This window comes from Pectobacterium aroidearum (genome assembly GCF_015689195.1).
Classification (GTDB): Bacteria; Pseudomonadota; Gammaproteobacteria; order Enterobacterales; family Enterobacteriaceae; genus Pectobacterium; species Pectobacterium aroidearum.
In genome coordinates, this window is the sequence record NZ_CP065044.1 from 3,742,275 (window position 1) to 3,761,198 (window position 18,924).

The window sequence follows — 18,924 nt, forward strand, 5'->3', positions numbered from 1 at the left end:
CATTCCTTTATTTAATTATTTTTTTCATAATTATCTTGCTAGAGGAAATTTTATTTCCTCGTAGAATCTCTCCAGAACTAATTTCATTCGTTATCAAAAACACATGTTGAGCAAAAAATTTCACCAAACTAAAAATAGAAAATAAGCGTTATGGTAAGTTGTAATTTCTTATTATCCATCCATACTCTCATCGGGGTAGCCACTTAATTTGCTGTTTTTCAAAACCATTTTTATTTTGGCTATCTTTGTGACATTAAGGGCAAAAACCAGCAACAATCGGCTGACATAACCTTAATCATGTTTACAGTGCAGTAACCTTCCCGTAAAATGCCCGCTCGCATGAAATGACAATAGAGCCCTTGTTATTGAGGTCGCTAGATGAGACTCAAGAAATACAATAAAATTTTTGGGATGCTGTCTTTATTTGCAGCCACTGTTCTACTGAGCGGTTGCGATATGGCGCTGATGAACCCCAAAGGAGAGATCGGGTTAGAACAAAGATCGCTAATACTGACTGCCATCGGGCTGATGTTGATCGTTGTGATTCCCGTTATCGTTATGACGATAGCTTTTGCCTGGAAGTTCCGTGCTTCCAATGAAAAGGCAAAATATACCCCGAACTGGTCACACTCCAACAAGATAGAAGCTGTAGTCTGGACTGTACCAATTATCATTATCGTTATTCTTGGCACGATTACCTGGAAGACGACCCACTCGCTTGACCCGTACAAGCCACTGGTATCAGACGTCAAACCAATCAATGTCGAAGTCATTTCGCTTGACTGGAAATGGTTGTTTGTTTACCCAGATCTTGGTATCGCTACGGTTAACGAATTGGCTTTCCCTGCCAACGTGCCTGTTGCATTCAAGATCACATCCGACTCTGTGATGAACTCCTTCTTCATTCCTCGTCTTGGTGGACAGATTTACGCAATGGCCGGAATGCAGACGAAGCTCCACTTGATCGCTAACGAACCGGGCAAGTATGACGGTATCTCTGGCGGCTATAGTGGTAAAGGCTTCTCTGGAATGAAGTTCACCGCGATTGCCACACCAACTCAACAAGAGTTCGACCAGTGGGTTGCGAACGTTCGTGCGTCCTCCAAAACACTGAATACTATGGATGAATTCAACACGTTGGCTAAGCCAAGTGAATTCCATCCTGTCGAATACTTCTCCAGTGTCCAGCCGGATTTGTTCAATAATATTATTCGCAAATTCATAGGCAACGACATGAACATGCAACATCATGGTGAAGGCATGAAGCCTGACGAAAACATGCAACATGGTGAGGGTATGAACATGGGCGAGCATAGCTCGCACAAAGGAGCCGAGGGATAATACGATGTTCGGAAAACTTACACTCGATGCGGTTCCGTACCACGAACCCATTATTATGGTCACCGTGGCGGCGATCATCGTTGGCGGCCTTGCGCTGCTGGCGGCAATAACCTATTTAGGCAAGTGGAAATGGCTGTGGGCCGAGTGGTTCACCTCCGTCGACCACAAGAAAATCGGTATCATGTACATCATCGTTGGTCTGGTGATGATGATTCGTGGCTTTGCCGATGCCATCATGATGCGCGGCCAGCAGGTTCTGGCCTCTGCCGGGCAAGAAGGCTTCCTAAACGCTCACCACTACGATCAGATTTTCACCGCGCACGGTGTAATCATGATCTTCTTCGTGGCGACACCGTTCGTTGTTGGTCTGATGAACCTTGCGGTTCCTTTGCAGATCGGTGCGCGTGACGTTGCTTTCCCATTCCTGAACTCCCTCAGCTTCTGGCTGTTTGTCGTCGGCGTTATCTTGATCAACCTCTCTCTCGGGGTCGGTGAATTCGCGCAGACTGGCTGGGTGGCGTATCCGCCGCTTTCAGGAAAGGAGTACAGTCCCGGCGTCGGGGTCGATTATTGGATATGGAGTCTACAAATATCCGGTATCGGTACCACGCTGACTGGCGTTAACTTCTTCGCGACGATTCTGAAGATGCGTGCGCCAGGCATGACACTGATGAAAATGCCGGTATTTACTTGGACAGCACTGTGTACCAACGTGCTGATCATTGCCGCATTCCCAATTTTGACCGTTACTATTGCGCTGCTGACGCTTGACCGTTACCTCGGCACCCATTTCTTTACCAACGATATGGGTGGCAACATGATGATGTACATCAACCTGATTTGGGCATGGGGTCATCCTGAGGTTTACATTCTGGTACTGCCGATATTTGGCGTTTACTCCGAAGTGGTTGCCACCTTCTGTAAAAAACGTCTGTTTGGCTACACCTCACTGGTATGGGCTACTATCGCGATTACGGTTCTGTCGTTCATCGTTTGGTTGCACCACTTCTTTACCATGGGGTCCGGCGCGAACGTCAACGCCTTCTTTGGTATAGCCACCATGATTATTTCAATCCCAACCGGGGTTAAAATCTTCAACTGGCTGTTCACCATGTATCAAGGTCGCATTCAGTCTCACTCCACGATGCTGTGGACCACGGGCTTCATCATCACCTTTACCATCGGTGGGATGACCGGGGTACTGCTGGCCGTACCGGGCGCAAACTTTGTCCTGCACAACAGTCTGTTCCTGATTGCTCACTTCCATAACGTGATCATCGGCGGCGTAGTGTTTGGTTGCTTCGCAGGTATTACTTACTGGTTCCCGAAAGCCTTTGGTTTCACCCTGAACGAAACCTGGGGTAAACGCGCGTTCTGGTTCTGGATTATCGGCTTCTTCGTTGCCTTTATGCCGCTGTATATTCTCGGCTTTATGGGAATGACGCGTCGTCTGAGCCAGCAAATCAACCCTGAATTCCACGCCTTACTGGTTGTGGCATCCATCGGTGCAGTGCTGATCGGTATCGGTGTGCTGTGTCAGGTGATCCAGTTCTACGTCAGTATCCGTGACCGTCACCAGAACCGTGACCTGACGGGCGATCCGTGGGGTGGGCGTACGCTGGAGTGGGCAACCTCTTCTCCTGCGCCGTTCTACAACTTCGCTGTCGTGCCGCATGTTGACGAGCGTGATGCGTTCTGGGAAGCGAAAGAGAAAGGTGAAGCTTACAAGCGCCCTGCCAGCTATGAAGAGATTCACATGCCGAAGAACACCGGCGCTGGTGTGATTATCTCCGCATTCAGCCTGGTATTCGGTTTTGCCATGATCTGGCATATCTGGTGGCTGGCCATCGCTGGCTTCGCTGGCATGATTGTGACCTGGATTGTGCATAGCTTTAATCAAGACGTGGATTACTACGTGCCGGTTAAAGAAATTGAGCAAATTGAGAATCAGAATTTTGATCAACTCAGTAAGGCAGGCGTGAAACATGTCAACTGAAACTCTGACTAACCACAATACAGCCCATGCAGAGCATGGGCACCACGACACAGGAGCCAACAAGGTATTCGGCTTCTGGGTCTACCTGATGAGCGACCTGATCATTTTCGGGTCACTGTTCGCAACCTATGCAGTACTGGTTAACGGTACTGCTGGCGGCCCAAGCGGGAAGGACATTTTCCAACTGCCCTTCGTGCTGGTAGAAACGTTCGCGTTGCTGTTCAGTAGTATTACCTACGGCATGGCAATGATCGCCATGAACAAGGGTAACAAATCACAGGTTAATGCCTGGCTGGGCGTAACGTTCTTGTTCGGTCTGGTGTTTATCGGGATGGAAATCTATGAATTCCATCACCTGATTGTTGAAGGCTATGGCCCGGATCGCAGTGCGTTCCTGTCTGCCTTCTTCGCACTGGTCGGCACTCACGGGCTCCACGTAACAGGCGGTCTGATCTGGTTGGTCATCATGATGATTCAGGTGTCCAAACGTGGCCTGACGGCAACCAACAAAACACGTCTGATGTGCCTGAGCCTGTTCTGGCACTTCCTTGACGTGGTGTGGATTTGCGTCTTCACCGTTGTTTATCTACTGGGGGCAATCTAATGAGTCATTCAACAACCGATCATTCAGGTGCTAGCCACGGTAGCGTTAAGTCATACGTAATAGGTTTTGTACTGTCAGTAATTTTGACCGTCATTCCTTTCAGTATGGTCATGAGCGGCACTGCCTCACATAACGCCATTCTTTTCACGGTGGTGGGATGTGCAGTGGTTCAGATTCTGGTGCATCTGGTGTACTTCCTGCACCTGAATACGTCCTCAGAAGAGCGCTGGAACGTGGTGGCTCTTGTGTTTGCCGTCCTGATTATCGCCATTGTCGTCGTGGGCTCCATCTGGATTATGATGAGCGCACACCACAATATGATGATCCAGTAACCGAGCCGTAAAAGATGATTAAGCAATACCTGCAAGTTACTAAACCAGGAATTATTTTCGGAAATCTGATTTCCGTTATCGGTGGATTTCTCCTTGCGGCCCAAGGCCGCATTGATTATCCCCTGTTTCTCGCCACCCTTGTGGGGGTGTCGTTAGTCGTTGCGTCTGGCTGCGTATTTAACAACGTCATTGACCGCGACATCGACAAGAAAATGGAGAGAACCAAAAATCGGGTTCTGGTAAAGGGGCTGATTTCACTGAAGGTAACGCTGGTTTACGCATCGCTGTTAGGTATTGCGGGCTTTGCTCTGCTGTACATCGCGGCTAACCCGCTGGCCATGTGGCTGGCGGTGATGGGCTTCGTTGTGTATGTCGGCGTGTATAGCCTGTATATGAAGCGGCATTCTGTTTATGGCACGCTGATTGGCAGCCTGTCAGGCGCAGCACCACCGGTTATCGGTTACTGTGCCGTCAGCAACCAGTTCGATGCTGGCGCGTTGATTCTGCTGCTGATCTTTAGCCTGTGGCAAATGCCCCATTCATACGCGATTGCGATTTTCCGCTTCAAGGATTATCAGGCCGCCAACATCCCGGTGCTGCCGGTTGTGAAAGGTATCTCCGTTGCGAAAAACCACATTACGCTGTATATCGTGGCGTTTGCGGTCGCAACATTGATGCTGTCTCTCGGCGGTTATGCTGGCTACAAATATCTGATCGTTGCCGCAGCCGTTAGCGTGTGGTGGTTGGGCATGGCGCTGTCAGGCTATAAAAACGCGATTGATGACCGTGTATGGGCAAGAAAACTGTTTGTTTTCTCCATCGTCGCAATTACCTCACTGAGCGTGATGATGTCTGTGGATTCAATGGCACCAGCGCATGAAGTTCTGCTGACCTACCTGCGTTAATCACAACCGCGTTCTATGCGTTAGTAAAAACAGGTGGCTTGTCCATCTGTTTTTTTATGGCTTATTTCCTGCGTGCTACCCTTTGGGCCGCCGCAAGCGACGTTGAAAAACACGCTTTGCGCTTTTTATTTCCCTCTCCCCTCCTCCGCCAAATCACGTAACAAACCTATCGTTTACTGTCTGGCCAATAACGCACTAAAATAGCGCCAATTGTTTTCAGAGGTACGCATGAACGATAATAAAATGACCCCTGGCGAATTACGCGCCACATGGGGCTTGGGAGCCGTTTTTTCACTGCGCATGCTCGGCATGTTCATGGTGCTGCCTGTGCTAACGACTTACGGCATGGCATTACAAGGCGCCAGTGAAGCACTGATCGGGATTGCGATTGGTATTTATGGCCTGATGCAGGCTATTTTCCAGATTCCCTTCGGCCTGGTCTCCGACCGTATCGGCAGAAAGCCTCTGATTGTTGGAGGACTGCTGATTTTTGCAGCCGGCAGCGTCATCGCCGCACTCAGCGACTCTATCTGGGGCATTATCCTTGGCCGGGCTTTGCAGGGCGCGGGCGCCATCTCCGCTGCCGTCATGGCATTGCTTTCCGACCTGACGCGTGAACAGAACCGCACGAAAGCGATGGCATTTATCGGCGTAAGCTTCGGTGTCACCTTTGCTATCGCGATGGTCGTCGGTCCTATCGTTACCCACGCCTTCGGTTTACAGGCGCTCTTCTGGGGTATCGCTCTTTTATCACTCGCGGGCATTGTTATTACTCTGACCCTGATTCCTTCCGCACCAGCACACGTTCTGAATCGGGAATCCGCGATGGTACGCGGCAGTTTTCGCAAAGTACTTGGCAATAGCCGTCTGCTGAAACTGAATATCGGCATCATGTGCCTGCATATTTTATTGATGTCGAGCTTCGTCGCCCTGCCCCGCGCGATGGAGTCCGCTGGACTGGCACCACAGGACCACTGGAAAGTCTATTTGGTCACCATGCTGATCTCCTTTGCAGGCGTTGTACCTTTCATTATTTATGCCGAAGTGAAAAGGCGGATGAAGCAGGTCTTCATCGGCTGCATCGTGGTGCTGATCGCCGCAGAGGTGGTCTTATGGGGTTCAGGTAACCATCTCTGGCAAATTATCATCGGCATACAGCTGTTCTTCCTGGCTTTCAACGTGATGGAAGCACTGTTGCCATCGCTGATTAGCAAGGAATCACCAGCGGGATATAAAGGCACGGCGATGGGCGTTTACTCCACCACGCAATTTATTGGTGTAGCCATTGGCGGGAGTCTCGGCGGCGGGCTGTTTGAGCTTTATGGCGCTTCTGCCGTGTTTATGGGTGGCGCAGCCATTGCGGCCATTTGGCTACTCGTCAGCTTCACCATGCAAGAACCACCTTATCTAAGCAGTTTGAGAATCGCGCTGTCCGATGTAGCGTTGCAGGATCGTGAGCTGGAACAGAAAATGCGTACTCAGCCCGGCGTTGCCGAGGTCGTTATCGTGCCGGATGAGTACAGCGCCTATGTGAAGATCGACAACAAAAAGACCAGTCGCCAGCAGCTAGAACAACTCGCAGGCCAGATCTGATTAAACAAAAGGCCAGCTTTCGCTGGCCTTGCTGTTCATCGACAAATGATGAAGAAGCATCAATCCCGGAAGTTGGTAAACTGGAACGGCTGCCCCAGATTCCCACCGCGAATCAACGCCATCACGCCCTGCAAATCATCACGTGATTTGCCTGTAACGCGAACTTGCTCACCCTGAATCTGTGCCTGTACTTTCAGCTTACTGTCTTTAATCAGCTTGACGATTTTCTTCGCCTGCGTGGTTTCGATGCCCTGCTTCAATTTGGCTTCCACGCTATACGTTTTACCGCTGTGCTCGAACTCTTCCGGGACCTCTAACGCCCCGCCTTCAATCCCGCGCTTCAGCAATTTCTCGCGCATAATATCAATCAGTTGCTGGACCTGAAAATCAGACTCGCTGGTCGCTTTAATGCTTTGCGATTTCTCATTCAGTTCAAAGCTGGCCGGAACATTGCGGAAATCCCAGCGTGTGCTCAGCTCACGCGTGGCATTTTCCACCGCGTTGCGGACTTCCTGCATATCAATTTCCGAAACAATATCGAAAGATGGCATAATTCGCTCTCCTGACAAATGTGGCTGGCGAGCATAATAACCGCTCTTCTGCGATAAGCAAGATACCAGACACGATCCCGATTTTTACTCTACATCGGGTAAACAGGCCGAATAGCACAAGATCGTGACATGAATGATAGCCTATGATGGCAGAACAACAGCGCCCGCATCAAATAAGGGAGACGCACATGAAAATCACCGTTCTTGGCTGTGGCGCGCTAGGCCAACTTTGGCTCGCCGCGCTGCATCAGCAAGGGCATGATGTCCAGGGATGGCTGCGTATTCCGCAACCTTATTGTCCGGTCAATGTCACGATGCTGGACGGCCAGCACTGTAATCTCAACCTGACAGCTAACGATCCCGAACACCTTGCCCAAAGCGAATTGCTGCTGGTAACGCTAAAAGCCTGGCAGGTTTCCGATGCCGTTACCGTACTGCTGCCACAGCTCAACCCACACTGCACAATTCTGCTTTTACACAACGGGATGGGCACGCGAGAAGAATTACCGTCGCTACAGCAGCCACTGGTACTGGGTATTACCACTCATGCCGCACGGCGCGACGCAAACAACGTCGTGCATGTTGCCGCAGGCACAACGCATATCGGCACGTTTAATGGCGACAGCAGCCAAAGCCATCTGGCCGAAGTGCTGCATCAGGCCTTACCTGATGTCGCCTGGCACACCAATATTAGCGCCACCTGCTGGCTGAAGCTGGCGGCTAACTGTGTCATCAACCCACTCACGGTGAAATATCACTGCACCAATGGCGAGCTTTCTGCGTACCCGGAATTGATTGCGTCGCTTTGTCAGGAAGTAGCCAGCGTCATGGAACGAGAGGGTTTCCATACATCGCGAGACAGTCTGCTGCTCTACGTTAATCAAATTATTCTGAACACCGCAGCAAACACCTCATCAATGTTGCAGGACATCATCGCTCAGCGACATACCGAAATTGACTACATTACCGGGTATTTACTGCACCGTGCGCGCCTCCACGGCCTGACGCTCCCCGAAAATGCCCGCCTGTTTGACTACATTAAGCAAAAGGAAAATGATTATGACCGCATCGGCACTGGTGTGTCTGGCACCTGGTAGTGAAGAAACTGAAGCCGTCACAACCATCGATTTGCTTGTCCGGGCAGGCATTCAGGTAACGCTTGCCAGCGTAGCCAGCGATGGCAATCTTGAAATTGTCTGCTCACGCGGGGTAAGGCTACTGGCGGATGCGCCGCTGGCTGCCGTTGCCGATCGGCCTTTCGATGTGTTGGTATTACCGGGGGGGTTGCAAGGTGCGGAATGCTTCCGCGATAGCCCAATACTGGTGGAATGCATCAGACAAGCGCATCTGGAAGGAAAAATTGTCGCCGCGATGTGTGCAACCCCTGCGCTGGTGCTTGAGCATCATCAACTGTTCCCCGTGGGAAACATGACGGGCTATCCGGCCTTCAAAGATCGCATCGCGCCAGAGAAATGGATGGAAAAACGTGTCGTCTACGATCCTCGAGTGAATCTGTTAACCACACAAGGGCCGGGCACCAGTATGGATTTCGCTTTGAAGATCATTGATTTGCTGCTGGGGAGAGAAAAAGCCGCCGAGGTCGCCGCACAGCTCATCCTGCCGCCGGGAATTCATAACTATCGTGATTAGCACTCACGTGCTTTATAACCGCCGCGATGAAAAATGAAGAAAAAGGCGCTTGCGCGCCTTATTCCTATTACGGTCGGTAGACCTTCACATTGCTAAAGCCTTGCTCGCGCAGGTACAGCGCCTGCAAGCGGCTCATTACGCCACGCTCGCAGTAAAGCAGATAGGTTTTGCTCTGATCCAAATCGCCAAACTGCGTACCCAGCTTGTAGAACGGTAAGGATTTGATTTCGATCTGATCAAGCTCAAGCGGCTTATCGTCCTGTTCATCCGGCGAGCGGATATCCAGCAGTACGTCAGTTGGGGCAAATGACGCGACCGTTTCGACTTCAACCACTTCTTGCTTGGTCTGCTCGGCGATCTGACGGATATCAATATTCCGCGCTTCGCTTACCACACGCTCCAGAATGGCAAAATCAAAGTGGCTTTCTTCAGCCTCAATCTTCGCTTTTACCGCCTTCACCGTCGGGCTTTTCGAGATCACACCACAGTATTCCGGCATCGTTTTGGCGAAATCTTCCGTCCCCAGTTCGCGAGCCTGTTTGATAATGTGTTCTTTATCATGAGAAATCAGCGGACGTAGAATCAGCGTATCAGAGGCATTATCGATCAAACGCAGATTGGTCAATGTCTGGCTGGAAACCTGCCCTAACGCTTCACCGGTCACCAGCGCCTGAACACCGTAACGCTCAGCAATTTTGGAGGCCGCACGCACCATCATGCGCTTTAATACGACGCCCATCTGGCCGTCGTCAACCTTCTCCAGAATTTCACCTACGACAGGATCGAAGTCGATAGCAATGAAACGCACTCGGTGTGAGCTACCAAAACGGTTCCACAGATAATGTGCGACCTGTTTTACACCAATCTCGTGCGCCGCACCGCCAAGGTTAAAGAAGCAGTAATGCACGCGACACCCACGACGCATCAGCATGTAGCTGGATACACCGGAGTCAAAACCACCGGAAATCAGCGACAGCACATCTTCCTGCGTACCGATCGGGAAGCCGCCGATCCCTTCATAACGTCCTTTAATCAGCAGCAAACGGTCCTGCTCGATTTCCAGATGCACGGTAACCTGCGGTGCTGTAAGGTTGACCCGCGCCGTTTCAATGTGCTGGTTCAGACCACCGCCGACGTAGCGTTCCACGTCCTGTGAACTAAACTCATGCTTACCGCGGCGTTTCACTCGTACACAAAACGTTTTGCCTTCCAGTTGCTCACGATACAGCGCCAGCGACTGCTCAAAGATATTGTGCACATCGGTGTAGGCGTGATCTTCAACTTCCAGAATATGATGGATACCCGGAATTCTCGTCAACGCATCACGAATCGCCGAACGCTGGCTTTCGTCTTTGGCCCGAACTTCGATATGATCCCAGTGACGGACAACCGCCAGCGTTTCATCATAGTGTTTTAATACGTTGCGAATGTTTCCGGTTAGAATCTTGATAAAGCGCAATCGCACAGATTGGCTCTTGATGGTGATTTCCGGGAACAATTTAATGATAAACTTCATGGTGGCTGTCGTTACTTGGTCAGAAAGGTGTAAATAAATTTACCCTGAGTACTAAAATCACGTTATCGGTAAAATCAGCCGGCACAGAGATGATTTTACCAATAGCATCCAGGGCGCGGAGTATATCATTATATGAAGTTATACTGTGCACCCTAACCGTATAATTGTTATGCATCCACGGATGAACACACGTAACACCACGCTCTGCCGCCACAAGCCAACGGCGTATAACACCAGGATTCTGAAACCACTATGCCTAAGAAAACCGAGCAGCCAGTCAGCTTTGAAAGCTCGCTGAACGAACTGGAAAAAATCGTTACCCGTCTCGAATCAGGCGAACTGCCGCTGGACGATGCGCTGAATGAATTTGAGCATGGCATCCAGCTCGCTCGTCAGGGTCAGCAAAAACTGCAGCAGGCGGAACAGCGCGTACAAATCCTGCTGAGCGACGATCCCGATGCGCCGCTGTCACCGTTCACGCCGGATAATGACGCGCTATGACCGATTTCAGCACGCAACTAAGTGCACACTACCAACGCACTAACCGTATGTTGGGGCATTTCATCGCCACCCTCCCCTTTCAGAGTAGTCCACTGGTTAATGCAATGGAGTATGGCTCACTCTTAGGGGGCAAACGCCTGCGCCCATTTCTGGTTTATACTACGGGTGAACTGTTTGGCATGCCGTTAGAGAGTCTGGATGCCCCTGCAGCGGCAGTAGAATGCATCCATGCTTATTCACTGATTCATGACGATCTGCCAGCGATGGACGACGACGATTTGCGCCGCGGACAGCCGACCTGCCACATCAAATTTGGCGAAGCCAATGCCATTCTGGCGGGAGATGCATTGCAAACGCTGGCATTCTCCATTCTGGCCGATGCGCCGATGCCGCAGGTCTCTGACCGCGATCGGCTGGCGATGATCTCAGAATTGGCTCAGGCCAGTGGTGTTGCAGGCATGTGCGGCGGGCAGGCTTTCGATCTGGAAGCGGAAGGTCATCAGGTCGATCTGGCAGCGTTAGAGCGGATTCACCGCCACAAAACTGGCGCCTTGATTCGCGCCGCTGTCCGGCTGGGCGCACTTGCCGCCGGTGAAACAGGACGCGCAGCCTTGCCCCATCTGGATCGCTACGCTAACGCGATTGGGCTCGCTTTTCAGGTTCAGGACGATATTCTCGATGTTGTTGGCGACAGCGCGACAACAGGCAAACGTCAGGGTGCAGACCAGCAGTTAGGTAAAAGCACCTATCCCAGCCTTCTGGGGTTAGATAACGCACGAAAAAAAGCACAGGAGCTTTATCAGGAATCACTGGCATCGCTGGACGATCTCGTCACATCCAGCCCGATTCCTCTGAATATAGCCCCACTACAAGCGCTGGCGAATTTCATCGTTGAACGCGATAAGTAATTACCTAATGAGTCTCTATGAGTTTTGATACCGCGAAGTACCCTACATTGGCATTAGTGGAAACACCGGATGAACTTCGGCTGTTGCCGAAAGATAGCCTGCCGAAGCTGTGTGATGAGCTGCGCCAATATCTGCTGGACAGCGTCAGCCGTTCGAGCGGCCATTTTGCTTCAGGATTAGGGACGGTTGAATTAACGGTTGCGCTGCATTATGTCTACAACACTCCTTTCGATCATCTGGTGTGGGATGTCGGCCATCAGGCTTACCCGCATAAGATCCTGACGGGCCGCCGCGATCGTATTTCAACGATCCGCCAAAAAGGCGGTTTGCATCCCTTTCCGTGGCGTGATGAAAGCGAGTATGACGTATTAAGCGTTGGGCATTCATCTACCTCAATCAGTGCTGGACTGGGGATGGCCGTTGCTGCCGAGCGTGAAGGCAAAGGCCGTCGTACGGTTTGTGTCATTGGTGATGGCGCGATTACCGCGGGTATGGCCTTTGAGGCGATGAACCACGCGGGCGACATCCGCTCCGACCTGCTGGTTGTGCTGAACGACAATGAAATGTCGATTTCGGAAAACGTTGGCGCATTGAACAACCATCTAGCGCAACTGCTATCCGGCAAGCTCTATGCCAGCCTGCGTGAAGGCGGCAAAAAGGTGTTATCCGGCCTGCCACCAATCAAAGAACTGGTGAAACGCACCGAAGAACACCTTAAAGGCATGGTCGTGCCGGGTACGCTATTTGAGGAGCTGGGTTTTAATTATATTGGCCCTGTCGACGGCCATGACGTTCAGGCGCTGGCGCACACGCTGAAAAACATGCGCAGCCTGAAAGGTCCGCAGCTTCTGCATATCATGACGAAAAAAGGCAAAGGCTACGCTCCTGCCGAACAAGATCCGATCAGTTGGCACGCGGTGCCAAAATTCGATCCAGCCAGCGGTACCTTGCCGAAAAGCAAGGAAGGCGCTCAACCCACCTATTCAAAAATCTTCGGTCAATGGCTACAGGAAACGGCAGCCAAAGACAGCAAGCTCATGGCGATCACGCCAGCGATGCGTGAAGGTTCCGGTATGGTGCAATTCTCCCGCGACTACCCGCAGCAATATTTTGATGTGGCCATTGCCGAACAGCATGCCGTGACGTTCGCTGCTGGTCTCGCGGTTGGCGGCTATCATCCGGTTGTTGCCATTTATTCGACGTTCCTGCAGCGAGCCTACGATCAGGTTATCCACGATGTGGCAATCCAGAATCTCCCGGTTCTGTTTGCTATCGATCGCGGCGGTATTGTGGGTGCGGATGGGCAAACCCATCAGGGGGCATTCGATCTCTCTTTCTTACGCTGTATTCCGAACATGATCATCATGACACCCAGCGATGAAAATGAGTGCCGCCAGATGTTGCACACGGGCTATCACTACCAGAAAGGCCCTACGGCGGTGCGTTACCCACGAGGAAACGGTACGGGTACTGAACTGACACCACTATCAGAACTGCCAATCGGTAAAGGCGTGGTTCGTCGTCAAGGCAAAACGATCGCGATTCTGAACTTCGGTACGCTATTGCCAGAAGCACAGATTGCGGCAGAGAAGTTAAACGCCACCCTCGTCGATATGCGTTTTGTGAAGCCACTCGATGAAGCGTTACTTGAAGAACTGGCACAGTCTCACAGCACGTTTGTGACGCTGGAAGAGAATGCGATCATGGGCGGTGCGGGAAGCGGCGTGAATGAATTCCTGATGGCAAAACGTCTTGCAGTCTCGGTGCTGAACATCGGGCTACCGGACGTATTCATTCCGCAAGGTTCGCAGGAAGAAATCCGTGCCGATCTGGGCCTGGATGCTGCGGGCATCGAGCGCAAAATCACGCAGTGGATGGAATAAGCGATTTAAACGACAACCGGGGCACATGGCCCCGGTTTACTAATGCAATGGTTCAGTAATACAGTGGTTCAATAATTCGACATCGTCAGAATATCGGCCAGTGATAGCCGATAAAATAGATAATCCCCGCTGAAATCACTCCCGCGACGATATCATCGACCATAATCCCCATACCGCCATGCACGTTGCGATCAAACCAGCGAATCGGCCAGGGTTTCCAGATGTCCAGACAGCGGAAAACAACAAACCCTGCCGCTACCCACTGCCATTCATCCATCGGAATCGCCATCAGGGTAATCCACATACCGACAAATTCGTCCCAGACGATGCTGCCGTGATCGTGAACACCCATATCCTTCGCCGTCTGGTGACACAGGTAAACACCGATACAAATACTCAGCATGACCAGCAGCGAATACAATTCAAGCGGCAGGAAGGACATGAGATACCACAGGGGAATCGCCGCCAGCGATCCTACCGTGCCAGGCATCCAGGGAGACAGGCCGCTGCCAAACCCCGTCGCCAGCAGGTGCCACGGGTTGCTCAGCCGTAAGCGGCGTTTCGCCACCTCAGCGCCTTTCGTCTTGCTCGCGGAATCAGTTTTGCTCGCTAAAATGGTCATACCCCTTCCAGTTCAGCTCGGTCGCTTTATTATCCCTGAAAAAGCGTACCCCTTCAGATGCAGGCCCGATTTGCCCGATACAGGTGTAGCTGGCACCGAGATGCCCCAAAGCCAGCTCCAGTGCACCACGGTTAATCTCTGGTACGGTAAAGCACAACTCATAGTCTTCGCCGCCAGATAGCGCCCAACGCAACGCCTGCTCTTCATCAACGCAGCCTCGCAGCCAGTCTGATTGCGGGATCGCGTCCAGATTAATCCGCGCACCGCACTCGCTCGCTTTAAGTATATGCTGTAGATCGGATATAAGGCCGTCGGAAAGATCGATAGCCGAATTGGCCAGATCGCGCAGCGCCTGACCTTGCAGGATTCGGGGTTGAGGGCGGAGATGACGCTGGATCAATCCCTGACGAGCCTCTTCATCATCAACGTGCAGCGTATTCTGTAGAATAGCCAGACCTGCAGCGCTGTCGCCTAATGAACCAGTAACATAAATCCAGTCGCCAACTCTGGCTCCGCGACGCGTCAACGCCCGACCAGCAGGCACAAGGCCGTGGATAGTCAGCGTCAGGCTCAGTGGACCGCGCGTCGTATCTCCGCCAACCAACTGCATACCGTAATAATCAAGTAGCTCGAACAAGCTGTCGCTATAGGCGGACAGCCACTGGCTATTGCTTGTCGGTAGGGTAATGGCCAGAGAAAGCCAGGCAGGATCGGCGCCCATTGCAGCCAGATCGCTTAAATTGACCGCCAGAGATTTGTAACCCAGATCGGCGGGATCGATATCGGGTAGGAAATGAACGCCAGATACCAGCGTGTCGGTACTCACCGCCAGCATCTGCTTATCTGCCACCGTCAGTAACGCACAGTCATCACCAATGCCTAACTCAACATCGCGACGTGAACTTCGGACCCGATTAAAATAGCGGGCAATAAGGTCAAACTCACCTTCAACCATAACCTTTCCAGCCAGCCTATCATTCAAAAGCGATCAGGGCCGGATATCCGGCCCTGATTCGATTCATTTTACTTCTTGCCTTTCCGTACACTCGGAGCAGCTTTATCCAGCACGCCATTCACAAACTTATGACTATCTTCGGCGCCGAAGACTTTAGCCAGTTCGATGGCCTCGTTAATCGCCACCTTGTAAGGAACGTCTTCGCGCTTGCTCAGCTCAAACATCGCCAAACGCAGAATCGCTTTCTCAACCTGTCCCAGTTCCTCAATTTGGCGAGACAGGAAAGGTGCCATCAGTTGATCAAGCTTCTCAGCCTGAGTGGCAACCCCCGCCAGCAATTCACGGAAATAGGTAATGTCGACATCTTTGACATCCTGCTCGCTCAGGAATTGGTGTTCAACATCGGCAATATCATTTTTAGATAACTGCCAGGAGTAAAGCGCTTGAACCGCACATTCACGAGCGCGGCGACGAGCAGCAGGTTTCACGGAATTCCCCTTACTTAATCAGGCTTACTTAATCGCTTTCAATACATTAATCATTTCTAGCGCGGTCAGGGCAGCTTCAGCACCTTTGTTACCCGCTTTCGTACCAGCACGCTCAATCGCCTGCTCAATGCTTTCCGTCGTCAGAACGCCGAAAGCAACAGGGATTTCGCTGTCCATCGCAACGGAGGACAGGCCAGAGCTACATTCGCCAGCAACAAATTCAAAATGCGCTGTTCCACCACGGATAACCGTTCCCAGAGCGATAACGGCATCATACCCGCCGTTTTTCGCGCTTTTAGTCAGCGCACGAACCGTCAATGGCAGTTCGTAAGCACCCGGCACCCAAACAACGGTGATATTTTCGTCTTTTACCTGACCGATGCGTTTCAATGCATCAATCGCACCTTCCAGCAGGCTGTCGTTAATAAAATGGTTAAAACGCGCAATCGCAATCGCCACACGGGCATCAGGAGTAGCAACAACACCTTCGATAACGTTCATAGCTTTCCTTGTATCTGGTCTTTATAGCCCGCAGGGGGGCGGATTCTATCATAATTTTTGTGGGCACGTATCCGGTTTTGTCGGACCTGCGCCACGTATTTACATACACATCAGAATTTAGGTTTCAGGCGTAATCGCAAATCCGGACCAATCTGCCGAACCTCTGCGATGTCAAATTCCGGAGCCTGAGACAGTTGATCCAACCCTGGCAAGAGGCACAGCGAACGGGCGTTTTCACCCAGCAGTTTTGGCGCAAGATAAACGATAAGTTCATCAACGACACCCGCATTAAGCAGCGCACCAGCCAGACTGGCTCCGGCTTCAACCCAGACAGAGTTAATCTGCCGTCTCCCCAGCACCATCATCAGCGCTACCAGATCAACGCCGCCATTGTGCTGCGGTAAGGTGACCTGCTCAACGCCCTGTGGCCACGCCTGTTCATCTGCTTGCACCCGCGCCAACCAGGTTTCACCCGGTTGGCTAACAATCCGATGCTGCGGTGTGACACGCCGCTGGCTGTCCACAATCACTCGTACGGGCTGCCTGAGATCCGCTTCTGAATAACGAGTCTGCACATCGGCACCCAGCTCTGACCACCGCACCGTCAGAGAAGGATCGTCAGCCAGCACCGTCGCACTACTGCTCAAAATCGCTGCGCTCTCCGCACGAAAACGCTGCACATCCTGCCGCGCCTGCGGCGAGGTAATCCACTGACTTTCTCCCGAGGCCATCGCAGTACGCCCATCCAAAGATGCCGCCATTTTGAGCTGCACGTAAGGAAAGCCTGTCCGCATGCGCTTCAGGAAACCTACATTGACTTTCTCTGCTTCAGCCATCATCAAACCATGGCTGACAGCGATCCCCGCCTGCTGCAAACGATGTAAGCCACGACCTGCGACCTGCGGATTGGGATCCTGCATCGCGGCAACCACACGGGAGACACCAGCAGCAACCAACGCATCAGCACAAGGCGGCGTTCGGCCATGATGGCTGCACGGCTCCAGCGTGACATAGGCTGTCGCACCACGTGCGCGCTCCCCTGCCATTCTCAACGCATGAACCTCAGCATGAGGTTCGCCTGCGCGGAAATGATAGCCTTCACCGACAATTTCACCATCGCGCACGATCACGCAGCCAACATTGGGATTGGGTGCCGTCGTAAAACGGCCACGACGCGCCAACTCTAACGCACGCGCCATGTATAATTCATCCTGCGGCAAGTGGCCGTTTTCCTGAAAAACGCTCATTCCCGAACCTCTTATCTCTCTCAAATCAACGCGACTTAATCCTGCAAACGCGCAATCTCTTCGCCAAATTCGCGGATATCTTCAAAGCTGCGATACACCGATGCAAAGCGGATATAAGCCACTTTATCCAGCTTTCTCAACGCTTCCATCACCAGGTTGCCGACCATCTTGGTGGTAACTTCACGTTCACCGGTAGCACGAAGATGAGATTTAATGTGATTAAGCGCCATTTCGACGTCATCAGAACTGACCGGCCTTTTTTCCAGCGCTTTCAGCATACCGCTACGCAATTTATCTTCATTAAAAGGCTCGCGTACTTCATTGCTTTTGATGACTCGCGGCATCACCAGTTCAGCCACTTCAAACGTGGTGAAGCGTTCATGACAAACCAGACACTGCCGACGACGGCGTACTTGGGAACCTTCGCCGACCAGACGGGAATCAATGACTTTGGTATCAACAGCGGAGCAAAACGGGCAATGCATGATGTGTCCTGACCAGTAATCCTTAACGTAGACACAGTTTACCCTGAATTAACGGACTAACCAAAACTCCTGATCCACGTTGCGAAGGGTTTCGCATCTCTTCCGGTAATAGGATGAAAAAAGCTGTCTCACCTATGACTTAGGCATAATCACAGCTAAACTCAGCAACAGGGATCAACGGATCAATGAATAAAACATCGAAAGGGGAACCACAGATATGAGAACCCGATATCGCGTACTGACCTTCCTGCCAGCGCTGCTTTTGCTCGCTGGGTGCGCCGAACAGCGCCAGATGCCAAAGCTACAAAATCAGATAGGTCAGTTAAACCAGCAATTACAAACGCTGACCGACCAGGCCACGGCATTAGAGCGGCAAAATGCGTTGAATTCCCAATCCACTTCTGGCGTTTATTTACTGCCCGCAGCACAAACCAGCACGATGCTGGAAAGCAGCATTGGCAGACTCAGCGTGTCGTTACGCAATATCGAGACGGAAGCGAACGGAACAAGCGCGTTACTGCATATTCGCACGCTTGATGCGAAGGGGTTACCGGCCTTTGGCGCACAGCTTGACTGGGGGCGACTCGACCCGGTGAGTGGTCAGCCTTTAGCGGGCGATACACAAACACAGTCCTTTGTGGTTTCCCCTACGCTGTTACCTAAAGCCGAAGCCGTTATTGAATTACGCCTGAGCGGTTTACCACCGGAAGAACTCGGTTTTGTTCGCTTACATCAGGTTCAGGAGATACAGAGTCCGCCTCCTGTTGCCGCCACCGAGTCCCCTTAATATATCCGTCATACTTCAAGCCGCATGTGCGTTGGCTTTCCTCGCTCACCCCAGTCACT

20 protein-coding genes are annotated in these 18,924 nt (G+C 51.8%); 12 read left to right on the plus strand and 8 right to left on the minus strand.

Annotation, left to right across the window (positions count from 1 at the left end):
• Positions 1-378 precede the first annotated feature (378 nt).
• The 6 genes from cyoA to I2D83_RS16780 all read left to right on the plus strand — a co-directional run bounded on the left by cyoA (position 379) and on the right by I2D83_RS16780 (position 6,771).
• Entirely contained in the window at positions 379-1,341 is a 963-nt protein-coding gene (gene cyoA, locus I2D83_RS16755; RefSeq protein WP_015839342.1) for a cytochrome o ubiquinol oxidase subunit II, read from the plus strand.
• Positions 1,342-1,345: 4 nt separating this feature from the next.
• Positions 1,346-3,337 carry a cytochrome o ubiquinol oxidase subunit I gene (gene cyoB / locus I2D83_RS16760; protein WP_015839341.1) on the plus strand — a complete coding sequence of 664 codons (1,992 nt, stop codon included), beginning with the start codon at positions 1,346-1,348 and terminating at the stop codon, positions 3,335-3,337.
• Positions 3,327-3,941 carry a cytochrome o ubiquinol oxidase subunit III gene (locus I2D83_RS16765; RefSeq protein WP_015839340.1) on the plus strand — a complete coding sequence of 205 codons (615 nt, stop codon included), beginning with the start codon at positions 3,327-3,329 and terminating at the stop codon, positions 3,939-3,941. The genes cyoB and I2D83_RS16765 overlap by 11 nt, the downstream gene beginning before the upstream one ends.
• Positions 3,941-4,273, plus strand: coding sequence for a cytochrome o ubiquinol oxidase subunit IV (locus I2D83_RS16770; protein ID WP_015839339.1), 333 nt, complete (start codon positions 3,941-3,943; stop codon positions 4,271-4,273). Before I2D83_RS16765 ends, I2D83_RS16770 begins: the two co-directional genes overlap by 1 nt.
• Before the next feature lie 14 nt (positions 4,274-4,287).
• Positions 4,288-5,178 carry a heme o synthase gene (gene cyoE / locus I2D83_RS16775; RefSeq protein WP_005976015.1) on the plus strand — a complete coding sequence of 297 codons (891 nt, stop codon included), beginning with the start codon at positions 4,288-4,290 and terminating at the stop codon, positions 5,176-5,178.
• A 228-nt stretch (positions 5,179-5,406) separates the two neighbouring features.
• Entirely contained in the window at positions 5,407-6,771 is a 1,365-nt protein-coding gene (locus I2D83_RS16780; protein WP_182099313.1) for an MFS transporter, read from the plus strand.
• A gap of 59 nt (positions 6,772-6,830) precedes the next feature.
• On the opposite strand, the gene I2D83_RS16785 is transcribed toward I2D83_RS16780, so the two are convergent.
• Positions 6,831-7,322, minus strand: coding sequence for a YajQ family cyclic di-GMP-binding protein (locus I2D83_RS16785; RefSeq protein ID WP_015839336.1), 492 nt, complete (start codon positions 7,320-7,322; stop codon positions 6,831-6,833).
• Positions 7,323-7,510: 188 nt separating this feature from the next.
• Here I2D83_RS16785 and panE point away from each other — a divergent pair, with 188 nt between their 5' ends.
• Positions 7,511-8,419: a 2-dehydropantoate 2-reductase gene (panE, locus tag I2D83_RS16790; RefSeq protein WP_180778283.1), complete on the plus strand. Its 909-nt coding sequence runs from the start codon at positions 7,511-7,513 to the stop codon at positions 8,417-8,419.
• Positions 8,382-8,972, plus strand: coding sequence for a protein deglycase YajL (yajL, locus tag I2D83_RS16795; RefSeq protein WP_205946951.1), 591 nt, complete (start codon positions 8,382-8,384; stop codon positions 8,970-8,972). Before panE ends, yajL begins: the two co-directional genes overlap by 38 nt.
• A gap of 67 nt (positions 8,973-9,039) precedes the next feature.
• Here the strand turns inward: yajL and thiI are convergent, their stop codons facing one another.
• Positions 9,040-10,488, minus strand: a complete 1,449-nt coding sequence (gene thiI, locus I2D83_RS16800) for a tRNA uracil 4-sulfurtransferase ThiI (RefSeq protein WP_181838250.1) — start codon at positions 10,486-10,488, stop codon at positions 9,040-9,042.
• Between the two features lie 252 nt (positions 10,489-10,740).
• Here thiI and xseB point away from each other — a divergent pair, with 252 nt between their 5' ends.
• Genes xseB through dxs form a run of 3 tightly spaced genes read left to right on the plus strand, consistent with a single transcriptional unit; the run spans position 10,741 to position 13,780 of the window.
• On the plus strand, positions 10,741-10,989 hold the full coding sequence (gene xseB / locus I2D83_RS16805) for an exodeoxyribonuclease VII small subunit (RefSeq protein WP_012773714.1): 249 nt from the start codon (positions 10,741-10,743) through the stop codon (positions 10,987-10,989).
• Positions 10,986-11,897: a (2E,6E)-farnesyl diphosphate synthase gene (gene ispA / locus I2D83_RS16810; RefSeq protein WP_180778280.1), complete on the plus strand. Its 912-nt coding sequence runs from the start codon at positions 10,986-10,988 to the stop codon at positions 11,895-11,897. The genes xseB and ispA overlap by 4 nt, the downstream gene beginning before the upstream one ends.
• A gap of 17 nt (positions 11,898-11,914) precedes the next feature.
• Complete coding sequence (dxs, locus tag I2D83_RS16815) at positions 11,915-13,780, plus strand: 1-deoxy-D-xylulose-5-phosphate synthase (RefSeq protein ID WP_181848126.1); 1,866 nt, start codon at positions 11,915-11,917, stop codon at positions 13,778-13,780.
• A gap of 85 nt (positions 13,781-13,865) precedes the next feature.
• Here the strand turns inward: dxs and pgpA are convergent, their stop codons facing one another.
• From pgpA to nrdR, 6 genes are all read right to left on the minus strand, one after another.
• On the minus strand, positions 13,866-14,402 hold the full coding sequence (gene pgpA, locus I2D83_RS16820; protein WP_205946952.1) for a phosphatidylglycerophosphatase A: 537 nt from the start codon (positions 14,400-14,402) through the stop codon (positions 13,866-13,868).
• Positions 14,377-15,357, minus strand: coding sequence for a thiamine-phosphate kinase (thiL, locus tag I2D83_RS16825; RefSeq protein WP_180778278.1), 981 nt, complete (start codon positions 15,355-15,357; stop codon positions 14,377-14,379). Before thiL ends, pgpA begins: the two co-directional genes overlap by 26 nt.
• Before the next feature lie 68 nt (positions 15,358-15,425).
• Positions 15,426-15,845 carry a transcription antitermination factor NusB gene (gene nusB / locus I2D83_RS16830; RefSeq protein ID WP_012773709.1) on the minus strand — a complete coding sequence of 140 codons (420 nt, stop codon included), beginning with the start codon at positions 15,843-15,845 and terminating at the stop codon, positions 15,426-15,428.
• 24 nt (positions 15,846-15,869) lie between these two features.
• Positions 15,870-16,346: a 6,7-dimethyl-8-ribityllumazine synthase gene (gene ribH, locus I2D83_RS16835; protein ID WP_012773708.1), complete on the minus strand. Its 477-nt coding sequence runs from the start codon at positions 16,344-16,346 to the stop codon at positions 15,870-15,872.
• A 110-nt stretch (positions 16,347-16,456) separates the two neighbouring features.
• Positions 16,457-17,593, minus strand: a complete 1,137-nt coding sequence (gene ribD / locus I2D83_RS16840) for a bifunctional diaminohydroxyphosphoribosylaminopyrimidine deaminase/5-amino-6-(5-phosphoribosylamino)uracil reductase RibD (protein WP_205946953.1) — start codon at positions 17,591-17,593, stop codon at positions 16,457-16,459.
• A gap of 35 nt (positions 17,594-17,628) precedes the next feature.
• A complete protein-coding gene (gene nrdR, locus I2D83_RS16845) occupies positions 17,629-18,078 on the minus strand; it encodes a transcriptional regulator NrdR (protein WP_010282042.1) in 450 nt (149 codons plus the stop codon).
• 217 nt (positions 18,079-18,295) lie between these two features.
• Between nrdR and I2D83_RS16850 the strand changes: the two genes are divergently transcribed.
• Entirely contained in the window at positions 18,296-18,865 is a 570-nt protein-coding gene (locus I2D83_RS16850; RefSeq protein ID WP_181830012.1) for a SadB/YajI family lipoprotein, read from the plus strand.
• The last annotated feature ends 59 nt before the right edge of the window (positions 18,866-18,924 follow it).